General features: G+C 45.6%; 11 protein-coding genes and 1 pseudogene. 2 read left to right on the forward strand and 10 right to left on the reverse strand.

Features of this window, described 5'->3' with window-relative positions; genetic code table 11:
• The gene (locus BLQ44_RS13535; RefSeq protein ID WP_093194444.1) at positions 1-648 is read left to right on the forward strand and encodes an acetoin utilization AcuB family protein; all 648 of its coding nucleotides are present in this window, start codon (positions 1-3) and stop codon (positions 646-648) included.
• Positions 645-1,811 (forward strand): annotated as a pseudogene (locus tag BLQ44_RS13540) (acetoin utilization protein AcuC). The gene BLQ44_RS13535 and the pseudogene BLQ44_RS13540 overlap by 4 nt, the downstream one beginning before the upstream one ends.
• 31 nt (positions 1,812-1,842) lie before the next feature.
• On the opposite strand, the gene motS reads toward BLQ44_RS13540, so the two are convergent.
• The 10 genes from motS to BLQ44_RS13590 all read right to left on the reverse strand — a co-directional run bounded on the left by motS (position 1,843) and on the right by BLQ44_RS13590 (position 12,573).
• Positions 1,843-2,679: a flagellar motor protein MotS gene (gene motS / locus BLQ44_RS13545; protein WP_093194445.1), complete on the reverse strand. Its 837-nt coding sequence runs from the start codon at positions 2,677-2,679 to the stop codon at positions 1,843-1,845.
• On the reverse strand, positions 2,669-3,496 hold the full coding sequence (motP, locus tag BLQ44_RS13550) for a flagellar motor protein MotP (RefSeq protein ID WP_093194446.1): 828 nt from the start codon (positions 3,494-3,496) through the stop codon (positions 2,669-2,671). The genes motS and motP overlap by 11 nt, the downstream gene beginning before the upstream one ends.
• 50 nt (positions 3,497-3,546) lie before the next feature.
• Complete coding sequence (gene ccpA / locus BLQ44_RS13555) at positions 3,547-4,545, reverse strand: catabolite control protein A (protein ID WP_093194447.1); 999 nt, start codon at positions 4,543-4,545, stop codon at positions 3,547-3,549.
• Between the two features lie 237 nt (positions 4,546-4,782).
• Positions 4,783-5,859, reverse strand: a complete 1,077-nt coding sequence (locus BLQ44_RS13560) for a bifunctional 3-deoxy-7-phosphoheptulonate synthase/chorismate mutase (RefSeq protein ID WP_093194448.1) — start codon at positions 5,857-5,859, stop codon at positions 4,783-4,785.
• A gap of 128 nt (positions 5,860-5,987) precedes the next feature.
• Positions 5,988-6,308 carry a bacillithiol system redox-active protein YtxJ gene (ytxJ, locus tag BLQ44_RS13565; protein WP_093194449.1) on the reverse strand — a complete coding sequence of 107 codons (321 nt, stop codon included), beginning with the start codon at positions 6,306-6,308 and terminating at the stop codon, positions 5,988-5,990.
• Positions 6,309-6,371: 63 nt separating this feature from the next.
• Entirely contained in the window at positions 6,372-6,755 is a 384-nt protein-coding gene (locus BLQ44_RS13570) for a YtxH domain-containing protein (RefSeq protein WP_093194450.1), read from the reverse strand.
• A gap of 15 nt (positions 6,756-6,770) precedes the next feature.
• A complete protein-coding gene (locus tag BLQ44_RS13575) occupies positions 6,771-7,175 on the reverse strand; it encodes a DUF948 domain-containing protein (RefSeq protein WP_093194451.1) in 405 nt (134 codons plus the stop codon).
• Between the two features lie 195 nt (positions 7,176-7,370).
• A complete protein-coding gene (gene murC, locus BLQ44_RS13580) occupies positions 7,371-8,660 on the reverse strand; it encodes a UDP-N-acetylmuramate--L-alanine ligase (RefSeq protein WP_093194452.1) in 1,290 nt (429 codons plus the stop codon).
• Positions 8,661-8,827: 167 nt separating this feature from the next.
• Positions 8,828-9,937: a nicotinate phosphoribosyltransferase gene (locus BLQ44_RS13585; protein ID WP_093194453.1), complete on the reverse strand. Its 1,110-nt coding sequence runs from the start codon at positions 9,935-9,937 to the stop codon at positions 8,828-8,830.
• An 83-nt stretch (positions 9,938-10,020) separates the two neighbouring features.
• On the reverse strand, positions 10,021-12,573 hold the full coding sequence (locus BLQ44_RS13590; RefSeq protein ID WP_093194480.1) for a DNA translocase FtsK: 2,553 nt from the start codon (positions 12,571-12,573) through the stop codon (positions 10,021-10,023).
• Positions 12,574-12,687 lie beyond the last annotated feature (114 nt).

The following is a 12,687-nucleotide window of genomic DNA, read 5'->3' on the forward strand; positions in this document are numbered from 1 at the left end:
ATGATAATTGAAGAGATGATGAAAACAGAGGTACAAACACTGACAGAAGAAGACACGATTGAAGAAGCATTAAGAATTCTGAATGCTCATCATATACGTCACATTCCCATTGTGGATAAAGATGACCAGGTAATCGGCATAGTCTCTGACAGAGACGTACGAGATGCGAGTCCTTCCGTTTTTGAACAGGACCCCCAATTGAATCAGTTGAGGAACAGACTCGGAAGTATCATGACATCGCCTGTCATTACGGTACATCCGCTCGATTTCGTTGAAGAAGTGGCGACGATCTTTTATGAACATGAAATTGCCTGTGTGCCGGTGACCAGTAACGAGAAGCTTGTCGGCATCATCACCGAAAAAGACCTCCTCTATACGCTTATACAACTGACGGGTACAAATGTACAAAGTTCCCAGATTGAAGTGAAAGTGCCGAACCGTCCCGGCATGCTCCCGGGTGTTGTGGATATCGTAGGTAACCGGAAATTGAATATCAGTTCTATCCTCATCTATCCTTACAAGCCTGACAATCATTACAAAGTCATCGTATTCCGCGTGCAGACGATGAACCCTAACCCGATCATCGATGAGCTACGGGCTGCCGATTACGAGGTCCTCTGGCCAAAGGCTCCGGGGTTGTCTTTATGAGTTGCACATCTAAATTCGTTTACTCCAAAGATTACTCAACCTACCGCTTCAGCGATGATCATCCTTTCAACCAGATGCGTGTGGAACTGACCTATGACCTACTCGAAGAAATGGAAGCGCTTAATAAGACGGACCTGATCTCCCCCCGATATGCCACTGAGGAGGAACTCGCCCTATTCCACAGCAGGGAATACATTGATGCTGTCAAGAAAGCGAGCGTGGGTAACCTCGATGAAGAAGACGCTCTGGAATTCGGAATCGGAACCGAGGATACCCCGATGTTCGAAGGGATGCATGAAGCTGCTTCCCTGATTGTTGGCAGCACCTTATCTGCCATTGATGAAGTCATGGAAGGGCGGGCGGACCATACGTTGAACCTTGGTGGTGGATTGCATCACGGATTCGAGAGAAAGGCTTCCGGGTTCTGTATTTATAATGACGGAGCCGTCGGTATCAAATACCTCCAGAAGAAATACAACCAGCGCGTCCTCTACATTGATACGGACGCCCATCATGGAGACGGGGTACAGTGGGCTTTTTACGGGGACCCTGATGTCTGTACTCTTTCCATCCATGAAACCGGCAGATACCTGTTTCCCGGGACTGGTAATGTGAATGAACGCGGTCTGAAAGAAGGATATGGCTATTCCTTCAACCTTCCTATCGATGCTTTTACAGAGGATGAATCCTTCCTCCACGTATATGAGACGGCATTCAGAAAGGTGACTGCTTATTTTGAACCGGATATCATCGTATCTTAGAACGGAGCAGATGCACATTTCTATGATCCTCTGACTCATCTCTGTTCTACGATGAACATTTATGAGCGGATTCCTGAATTGACACATGAGCTTGCTCATAAACACTGTAACGGGAAATGGGTGGCTCTTGGCGGCGGAGGGTACGATATCTGGCGTGTTGTCCCGAGAGCCTGGTCCCAGCTATGGAAAGTAATGAATGACCAGACTCCTTTCCAGGGGGATCTACCAAATAGCTGGATCAGCAAATGGGAACCGAAAGCTCCTTTTTATCTCCCGCGCACATGGCATGACCCTGAAGGTTCTTACAAGGAAATTCCGAGAAAGCCGGAAATTACAGAGAAGAATGATAAAATCCTGAAAGCTGCCATGCAGTTCATCAACAATCAGTTACATTACAATTAATAGATTTACTAAAAAACAGGCACAACCACTTCTAAGAAGAAGCAGGTTGTGCCTGTTCAGTGCTTTCATATTCTGGATCGAGAATTACAACCTCCACCCTTCTGTTCTTCTTCCAATTTTCCTGCGAGTCGTTGGGGGCTACAGGGCGGGTAGCGCCATAAGCTGTAGCTGTGAATCGAACAGGTTCTAGTTGTTCATTCGTATTCAGGAGATAACGGATGACACTTCCTGCACGAGCTCCGGACAATTCCCAGTTGGAAGGGAATTTCTCTGTAGAGATGGGACGATTATCCGTATGTCCTTCTACCTTTACGTGGTTAGGAACGTTGGATAACAAATCACTCAGTTTCCCTAAAAAGGGACGGCCGCTCTCGAGTATTTCAGCTTCCCCACTATTGAATAGTAGCTGTTCCTGCAACACGAGAACGACACCTCTTTCTGTACGTTCGGCGGATATTATATCCTGAAGCTGATTGCTTTCAAGGAATTCATCGACTTCCTGAACAACTTCATTCAACTGATTTTCAGCCGTCTCTTCCTCATTCTGACCATCACTTTCATTTTCCTCGGATTCTGCTACAGTCTGCGGATCTTCGGTCGGGTCTTCGAACTCATTACTTTGTTCTCCACTTTCCTGCACTTCTGTTTGCTGTGTAGGATTTTCACTCTCTACAGGAGAAGGAAGAAAATCAAAAATCATCCGATTTTTAAAAGATTCAGCGACTGCATCGAATTTCACTTCATTGATTTGAGACATGGAAAAAAGCAAAACGAAAAAAACGAGAATGAGGGTAACCATATCCGCATATGTAGTCATCCAGCGTGGGGCGCCCTTCTGTTCCTGCGATTTCTTTTTATTAAGCTTCATTTGCTTCTTCCTTTTCTTCCACTTGCTCTTCTTCCACTTCCGTCAGACGCTCTTTCTCTTCATCAGATAGGAAAGCACTCAGTTTCTCTTCCAGAATTTTCGGATTCTGTCCGGACTGGACACCGATTACGCCTTCAATCACTACCTGTTTCTTGAAGATTTCCTGATCCGTTTTATTGGCAAGCTTACCTGCCATGGGAAGGAAGACGAGATTGGCGAGGAATGTTCCGTACAATGTAGTCAAGAGAGCTACCGCCATTTGTGGTCCGAGTGTGGCCGGATCGTTCAAATCCTCGAGCATAAGGATCAGTCCGATGAGCGTCCCGATCATCCCCCATGCCGGAGAATATTCACCGGCCTTCTCTACAATAGCCCGTCCACGCTGATGTCGCTCTTCTACTGCGCTCACTTCAGCGCTCATGATGTCATTGATCACTTCCGGTTCAATCCCATCGACAGATAGAAGAATACCTTTCTTGATAAAAGGGTCTTCAAGCTCGTCGACCTCTGCTTCTAAAGCCAATAGACCCTCGCGTCTCGCCCGTTCAGATAGTTTGACGAACAGCCTGATCAAATCTGGAAGTTCCATAGAATCCTTGCTGAAAGACACTTTCACCGCTCGATAGGCAAGTTTCAATTCGATCATATTGAAGTTGACCAGCAATGCAGCAATCGTACCTCCAAGTACAATGAAAACAGAAGTCGCCTGTATAAACGACCTGATTCCGCCGACTCCACCATTGAACATGATGCCGGCCATAATCATAATAAATCCTAACGTGATACCGATAGGCGTTAAGATATCCCTTCTACTCATAACCACTCTCTCCTCAACGATCTAAATGACTTCTACTCTCTGTATCGTCATTATTCAGCGTTCGTTGAGTTTCTTTCAATGATTCGATGGGGAAGAATGACGTTCGTCTCCTCTACTTCTTCCTTATTCATCAATTTCGTTAGCAGTCGCATCGAGACAGCTCCAATGTCATACATAGGCTGCACAACCGTCGAAAGCGTCGGACGGATCATCGTAGCAAGTCTTGTATTATCGAATCCGAATACTTCCACATCCTCCGGCACGCGCACACCGCTGTCCTGGAATCCATGAATGACCCCGAGAGCCATCTCATCCGAGGCAACGAACACTCCGCTTGGACGTTCTTCGAGATCAAGAAGTTGTTCCGCCGCTTCCTTCCCTGAGTCATAAGAGTAATCGCCAACAATGAGAAGTTGATCATCTACTCCCTGCCCATGTTCTTTCATCGCTTTCTTGTATCCGTCCAATTTCTTCGTATTAATGGAAGTGTTATCAGGACCGGATACGTAAGCAACCCGTTTGCTGTGGGAAAGCAGAAGATCTGTCGCTTCATAAGCAGCATCTTCATAATCGATGTTCACAGAAGGCGTTTCCCCGCTTTCATCTAGTGTGGCGGCTAACGCTACCGGTACAGAAGCGTTGCGGAATTCCTGACGGTGTTCTTCTGTGATATCTCCACCCATGAACACAAGCCCGTCCACCTGTTTACCGAGCATCGTATTGATAAGGTGGATTTCTTTTTCTTTATTCTGATCAGAGTTACTTAGAATGATATTGTAGTTATACATCGTCGCAATATCCTCGATCCCACGCGCCAGTTCAGCGAAAAAGATACTGGAGATATCCGGAATGATAACCCCGACGGTCGTCGTCTTTTTACTTGCAAGCCCCCGGGCTACAGCATTCGGTCTATATCCTAAACGTTCGATAGCTTCATGAACTTTCTTTCTTGTTGCCGGCTTCACATTAGGGTTTCCGTTCACGACACGGGAAACCGTTGCCATTGATACATTAGCTTCGCGTGCTACATCATATATTGTTACATTCATACTCATTTCCTCCTCTGAACTCTCATTACCACTACTATACCCAAATATTCAATACTAATAATCATACGACATTTAGCCCTACGCTGCAATTCATGATTTATTATTCATTATAGCGAATAACAGCAAGTAAAAAAAGCCAGGTACGATCGTAGTGTTCCCTGGGAGTTAGATTATTCCCTCTAACTTCCTGGGGCACTACCGATCGTCCTGGCTTTTCTGATACGTTTATCTTCTTTCTTATGCTTTGACCGGTTGCTGCTTATTGATTTCTTCGATGAATTTCTCGAACGTAGGGATATCCATCTGTTGAGCAGAATCGGATAGTGCTACAGCCGGATCAGGGTGAACCTCAGCCATAATTCCATCAGCACCGATAGCAATAGCTGCTTTTGCTGTAGGAAGCAACAGATCTCTGCGTCCTGTAGAGTGAGTGACGTCTACCATTACAGGAAGGTGTGTTTCCTGCTTAAGAATCGGTACTGCAGAGATATCCAACGTGTTCCGAGTAGCTTTCTCGTACGTACGGATGCCTCGCTCGCAAAGGATAATCTGGTCATTCCCACGGGAAATGATATATTCAGCAGCATTGATGAATTCAGAAATGGTCGCTGACATGCCTCGCTTCAGGAGAACCGGTTTCTTGACCGAGCCGGCAGCTTTCAGAAGTTCGAAGTTCTGCATGTTACGGGCACCGATCTGAATGACGTCGATATAATCCACAGCAGTTTCAATATCTGCAGGGTTCACGATTTCGGAGATGACAGCCATTCCCTCTTCATCCGCCACCTGCTTCAGAATCTTCAGACCTTCAAGACCAAGTCCCTGGAAGTCATAAGGAGATGTACGAGGTTTGTAGGCGCCGCCTCGAAGAAGTTTGCCTCCTTGCTTCTTGACAGCCTGAGCTACTTCTTTCACCTGTTCATAGCTTTCTACAGCACAAGGACCGAATACGTGTGTAAGGTCTCCTGCTCCTACTTTCTCACCTTTGATAGTGACTACTGTATCTTCTGCTTTATTTTTACGGGAGACGAGCAATGCTTTGCGATGATCGTCTTCCTGCAGCTCCAGACTCGCTTTGAAGATCTCTTTGAATAGTTGAACGACCGTCGAGTTTTCAAATGGTCCTTCATTATTCTCGAGGATCCTATCAAGCATCGCCCTTTCACGTACAGGATCAAAACGGTTCATCCCCTGCTGTTCTTTCACCTGGCCGATTTGCTTTACCAGATCACCGCGTTTACTGATTAAATTCAATAGTTCTACGTTAACCTCATCAAGGTCATTACGTAATTGATCGAGTTGTTGATTACTCATCATTATCCCCCTTTGTGCTTTATGAATAATTATTCTTATGATAATTAGGGACAATTATAGCTGAAATTTTTAGAATTGTCACCCTTATTGGAGAAATTCTTAATAGCTAACAAAAAATTCCGGAACCCTCAACTGGAAACCGCTTCAGAAAGGGCTTTCTCCGTAATGTCAAAGTGGGAACCGTGCCAAATGACTTTCTCTCCGTCCAAATAAAAGGCCTGAGGCGATTCATGCTTGATTTCTAATTGGGCGGTTACTTCCAGAGATACATCACGTGCTTCCTGGATAGGAATCATATAAACTGGCACATCGGATGATTTCTCAAAAGAACTGACGGCATCCTTCGCAGTGGCGCTGATCGGACACGTCAAACTGTGCTTCAATAAAACAAAAGGTTTTTTATCATTCAATAGTTCCTGAAGTGCTTCTTTACTTGTAATTCGTTCCATATCAATAATTCCTCCTTCAGTTATAGTATAACAAAAAGACGGGGAGAATCCCCGTCTTCCTACTTAACCATTTGTCTGTTCATTTTGTTGTTCCTGTTCGAGTTCACGAGCCGCTTCTTCAATGGCTTCTGCCACTTCCTGTGCAGCCTGCTCCGCTTCTTTCTCTTCGGAACTTTCACCCTGTACTTTCGTTTTCACTTTAGATCCCAGTTCCTGAGATTTTTGGGTAACATTTTTAGACAGCTCGGACGTTGTCGTTACGGCCTGTTCCTTCCATTCGCCGGCTTTTTCTTTCCAGACACCGGAATTTTCATTCAGGTCTTCACGCAATTCTCTACCGGATTTCGGAGCCATAAACAGAGCAGTTGCTGCTCCGATCAATACACCGATCACCGTTCCTAAAATAAAATCTTTACCGTTTCCCTGGTTCTGATTGTTTTGTTCCATTCCCTAGTCCTCCTTTTAAAAATTGTACTTTTTAGAAATACCCCAGACGTCAAGCACCGTATGCACCCAACCGAACACCTCATTCACTTCGCGGGAATCAGCGCGAACATTAGAAGTAGGGATATCTGTAAGAGCCGCATCAAGTTCCTGCTTCTTCTCCCCAGGGCCCTTCAGTTGATGCATGGTCTGATCGAGGAGTTGCTTATGATTATTCAACTTCTCTGTCAGAGAGTCACCTTTTTCCTGCAGTGTAGTAACCCCTGTCGTAATTCCTTCTGTCTTTTGTTCTACACCTTCCACCGTATCATTCGCCTGGTTCATTACACTCTTCACGACGGAAAGTGTCTTGAAAACATAGACGGCCAGTACGACCAGAGCGACCACTGCGACTCCAATAGCAGCATAAGTAAGAATATCCATAGTTCACACCCCTCTTTGTCTTATGTACATGGTACTTTAACAATAGTACCCAACCATAAGCTGATTTAAACTAATTTCCATAACTACTATATTCTCCATCAATACGGAAGAATCCTTCTGAAAGAAATATTTTGTCACACTTTGTTATGTTACTAGAACAGATATTATAAAGGAGAAGCGGCTGAACAGCCGCTTCTAATTCTCTTCATAAGCCTTTTGGAACTTCTGGATGTCTCCGGCACCCATGAAGAGTAACACCCCATCTTCGTGCTCCTGAAGCCTTTTCGTCTCACTGATATCCAGAATGTTCGACTCAGGAATCAATTCCTGCAGATCATCGATGGTCAGATTCCCTTTACTCTCTCTTGCCGAACCGAAAATATCGCACAAATAGACGTGATCCGCCTGTTGCAGACTGTCAGCGAATTCTTTAAGGAAAGCCCTTGTTCTGGAGAAAGTGTGCGGTTGGAAAATCGCTATGACCGGACGTTCTTTGTATTTCTTCCGCGCCGAATCGATCGTAGCTGCAATCTCGATCGGATGATGCGCATAATCATCTACGAGCACCTGGTTCTCCCATTCTTTCTCTGTGAATCTCCGTTTCACTCCGGAAAAAGATTTCATTACGTTGATTTCCTTAGAGGACATCCCTTCATAATCGCACAGAGCAATGACACTAAGAGCGTTCAGCACAGTGTGCGACCCGAATTGCGGAATAAGGAAGGTATCATAATACGTTCCTCTGACAAATACCTCGAACGACGTACCTTCTTCTGTTTCCTGGATGTTCTTGGCCTGAAAATCATTCGCTTCGTCGAAACCGTAGTATACGACAGGAACATTCGCCTGAATATGCTGAAGATGCTCATCATCCCCGCATGCTATAATACCTTTCTTCACCTGCTTCGCCATCTGTTGGAATGCCTCATACACATCATCGATACTGGTGAAATAATCCGGATGGTCGAAATCGATATTCGTCATAATCGCGTAATCAGGATAATAAGAGAGAAAATGGCGCCTGTATTCACAAGCTTCAAATGCAAAATACCTGCTTTTCTCTCCGCCTTTCCCAGTCCCGTCTCCAATCAGAAAGGAGGTAGGATAATTTTCTTCAAGCACATGCGCAAGGAGTCCGGTCGTCGATGTCTTCCCATGCGCTCCTGTGACTGCAATGCTTGTGTACCCTTCCAGCCATTTGCCTAAAAAGTCGTGATAACGATAGTAATTGATACCGAGCTCTCTTGCACGCTCGATTTCCTCGTGGTCATCCCCGAAGGCGTTACCGGCGATCACCGTATAGTTTTCTTTTATATTGTCTCCGGAAAAAGGTAGAAGAGTAATCCCTTTATCTTCGAGTGATTTCTGTGTAAAAAAATATTTATCGACGTCAGACCCCTGAACCTGCTCCCCGGAGTCGTGCAAAATCTGTGCCAATGCACTCATGCCTGTTCCTTTAATACCAATGAAATGGTAAGTAGTCATAAAGAAGAACCTCCAAAGTGTTTCCATATATTTAAAAGCATATGTAAATTCCGTAATTTTATCTTCATACAAACGAATGCTTTTTCATTTTACCACGTTCCTTTATCAATCAAAAGGAATAAAACGCATAAAGAAAAAGCACGACGTTATTCGTGCTTTTCTCCCTACTACTCAGGTACGTATTCCACTTTCTCAAGTCTCGGGTTCGGATAATACTTGCGGCCTTGTTTAGCTTCCTGTTTCCCGTTCAAAATGACGTTATCTCCAGTGAAGCCTATATCGATCTTCAGAAGGCTTCCGCCTACTCCGTACATGTCGACCGGAACTTTGCGATCTTCGAAGTCACGGATCCTGTCTTCTGTGAACCCACCGCTGACTACAATCTTCACGTGCTTGTATCCTTCTTTATCCAGTGCTCTCCGTAGGGCGAACACAAGCTCTGAGTTCACACCACGAGGGTCGAAGGTTCCCATCAGATGTTCATTTCTCAGAAAATACTTATCGACGAGGGTGCGTGATGTATCCAAACGCACCCCTTTCAGATCTTCCCCGAAGGCTCTGGCAACTTTCAGGGAATCTGTAATTACATCATTGTTGTAATCGACCAGTGCAGTAAGTTCGTCCTCGGGGAATTCCTCCTGGTACGCTTTCGTTGCTGCTACAACATCCCCTTCGAACATTTGGATAAGAGCATGAGGCATTGTACCCATGCCTGCTTTCCCCCACCATTCATTCATCGCATGAGTCGCTTGGGCTGTAGAGCCACCAATGAAAGCCGCATACCCGTCTCCCGCCTGCTGGGTATAATGATCATCACGGTCTCCCATGAAAATGATCGGTTTCTGTTTGCCGGAAGACCGGGCCGCTTTCACAACATTGTAGACGTTCGTTGCTACAGACGTTCTCCTCGCAAGTATTCCATCGACAATCCCCTCCAGGTAACCGAAATCCTGGTACGGACCGGTGACCGTCAGGACAGCTTCATAAGGGCTGATACGATCTCCATCTTTCAGTGAATGGATCTCTAAATTCTCCGGATTGTCCGCAAACGTATGAATAAGGGCAATAGCTTCATCCGTACCACATAATACCGCATTTCCCTTTTGGAAGAATTGCATGGTGACTGTATTATTCTTCACATGAGTTTGGACGATTTTTTTGGTTTTAAGAAAATAAACGGCAGAAAACCATCCTTCTCCGACACGTTCATCAAACTTGAACGTTTTGTTCGTGAGGCGGTTGATTTCTCCATTCAATTTTTGTGAGATTTCCTTCATCACGCTTCTCCTTATCCGTTTAAATCATAATCAGTACTGTACCTATCATAATGAAATGCACAACATTTCACAAGGGGGAAGAATCAGGACGTCTCCCCCTGCTTCCATTCTTCGAGTTGTTCACGTGTCCATAATATATCACGCGGCTTGCTGCCTTTTTGTTCTGATATGATGCCGTGCTGCTCCATCTGATCCACCAGTCTCGCCGCACGATTATATCCAACGCGGAACCTGCGCTGGATCAAAGAGGCACTGGCCCCGTTCTGTTGCACGACAAAGGCTACGGCTTCATCAAAAAGTTCATCCGTATCTTCCTCTGCACTCACCTGTTTCAAGAGTTCATCCTGTTCAAACAAGTAATTGCTCGGAGCTATCTTCTTCATATGGTTGGTAACCCTCATAATTTCGTCATCCGATACGAACGCGCCCTGGATACGTTTAGGAGTACGGTCCCCGTTCCCCATGAAGAGCATATCCCCTTTTCCGAGTAGTTTCTCCGCTCCGCCGGAATCCAATACTGTCCTTGAATCGGCCTGGGACGACACACTGAACGCGATACGTGTCGGAATGTTCGCTTTGATGAGTCCTGTGATGACGTCCACAGATGGACGCTGAGTAGCCACTAATAGATGGATGCCACAAGCTCTTGCCTTTTGGGCGATTTTACAGATGGCATCTTCCACATCCTGAGGGGAAGTCATCATCAAGTCGGCAAGCTCATCAATGACGATGACGAGATAAGGCAGTTTCTCCTCTTCTTTCCCTTCTTTGGTCACTTTTTCGTTGAATCTCTCTACGTCCCGCACTCCGTATTCTACGAATTTCTCATATCGCTCTTCCATTTCCTGGACTGCCCATTTCAAAGCTGTTGTAGCCGCCTTCACATCTGTGATGACCGGCGATACGAGATGAGGCAAATCATTGTATGGGGCCAGTTCCACCATTTTCGGATCGATCAGCAAAAATTTCACGTCTTCATAATGGGACTTATAAATAAGGCTCAGAAGAATCGTGTTGATACAAACACTTTTACCTGAACCGGTAGCTCCCGCAATCAGCCCGTGAGGCATATCTTTCAGATTAGTCACCGATGGAACTCCGGCAATATCCAGCCCCAGACCTATCGTAAGAGGTGATTGTTCGGACCGGAAATCTTCTGTTTCGAAGATTTCCTGTAGCCCTACCACTTGTGCCTTTTGGTTCGGAACTTCAATGCCTACGGCCTGTTTCCCTGGAATAGGTGCCTCCATGCGAATATCTCTTGCCGCCATCCCGAGCTTAATATCATCAGACAAATTCGTTATCTTACTCACCTTAACCCCAGGCTCCGGCTGAACTTCGAACCTTGTTACGGCCGGGCCTTTCATGGCATCCGTCACTTTGGCTTTCACCTGGAATTGCTGAAGTGTGCTTTCGAGCTGGTTCATCTGTTCTCGCAGCAAATGGTCTTCGTCCTCTGCTTGGACTATTTTGTCATTGAAAAGATGAAGCGGCAATTCATATTCCACCCTGCCTGCCTCTTCTTTTTTTTCGACCGGGGATTCCACGGAAGTCTCTTCAGCTGTTTTGTTCTTTTCCCTCTTCTCTTCGGAACGGGATTTATTCCTTGCATGCTTGTCTCTCGGCGTCATAATGACATTGAATGGTACGGACGGTTTCTTCTCTTTCCTGTCTTCTGCACTATCTTGAGAAGTTTGCTGGATATTTGTTTCCGGTTCTCTCTGCACACTTTCTCGTTCCGGCATCTCTTCGGTCTCTGAACCATCGCTCCCGGTTTCGTGTTCGGAAACGCTTCTTTCTTCAGAAGGTATTTCATCTATCTCCTCCTGAGCCTGAACAGCTGGATCTGCCACTGCCTGTACAGGAACTTCCGTTTCTTCTTCTACCTCTTCCAACGGCTCTCTCGTTATGATTGTCGACGGCACGTCCGAATCCAGCGTCTCATCTTCAGCTTCCTGGAATTCTTCAGGGTGATCTTCTCTGTACTCTTCTCTCATCGGTCCTGAGTCCTGTATTTCTATTTCCGTTTCATCGGTTTCTACCTGAGCAATTTCCTCATTTTCCTCACTCCATGAAGATACTGATGAGGAGTCCACTTCCTCTTCTTCCATTGAAAAAGGAGTGTCGAGCTGAGGAATCGACGGCTGTTCTCTTTTCAATGACAGAACTTCTTCGAGATTCTTCTCCACCGCGTTATTATCTTCACGTGGAAGAGTTTGCTGACGAAACCCGTGAACCGGGGACGGAACAGATGTCGGTTTAAAAGGCTCCTCTGATGGAACAGGTCTCTCTTTATCTCTTCTCTCCTGTTTCTCTCCAGATTTACGCTTTTGTTGATCATCGTTTCTAAATCTTTCTCTATGTTCCTTCCGCTCCCCGGTTTCCTTCGTCTGCCTGGATTCGCTTCGCTGTCGCTTTGGCTCTCTACCTTCCGTTTCATCCGGAATCATCGGGAAACGAAATGACCCCGTCTTCGGATAGTGATACGTGATCTTGGATTTCGCTTCTGTACTTCGGTATGTAGACGTCGTTCTTTCCTGGTTTCTGTTTTCCTCTATTCTATTTTCATCGAAGGGCTGTTCTTGCTCTTCCGATTCGAAAAGCCGCTTCCATTTGTCCATAAATTGTTTCCACATATATTTCTCACTCTTCCCATCCATACTTTTCCTTCTATTGTATCAGCTTTTCGGGTTATTGTGTTTTTCAAAAACATTAAGAAAGCAAAGAGGGAAGCCCTCTTTGCTTGACTG

Source organism: Salimicrobium halophilum (genome assembly GCF_900100295.1).
Taxonomy (GTDB): domain Bacteria; phylum Bacillota; class Bacilli; order Bacillales; family Halobacillaceae; genus Salimicrobium; species Salimicrobium halophilum.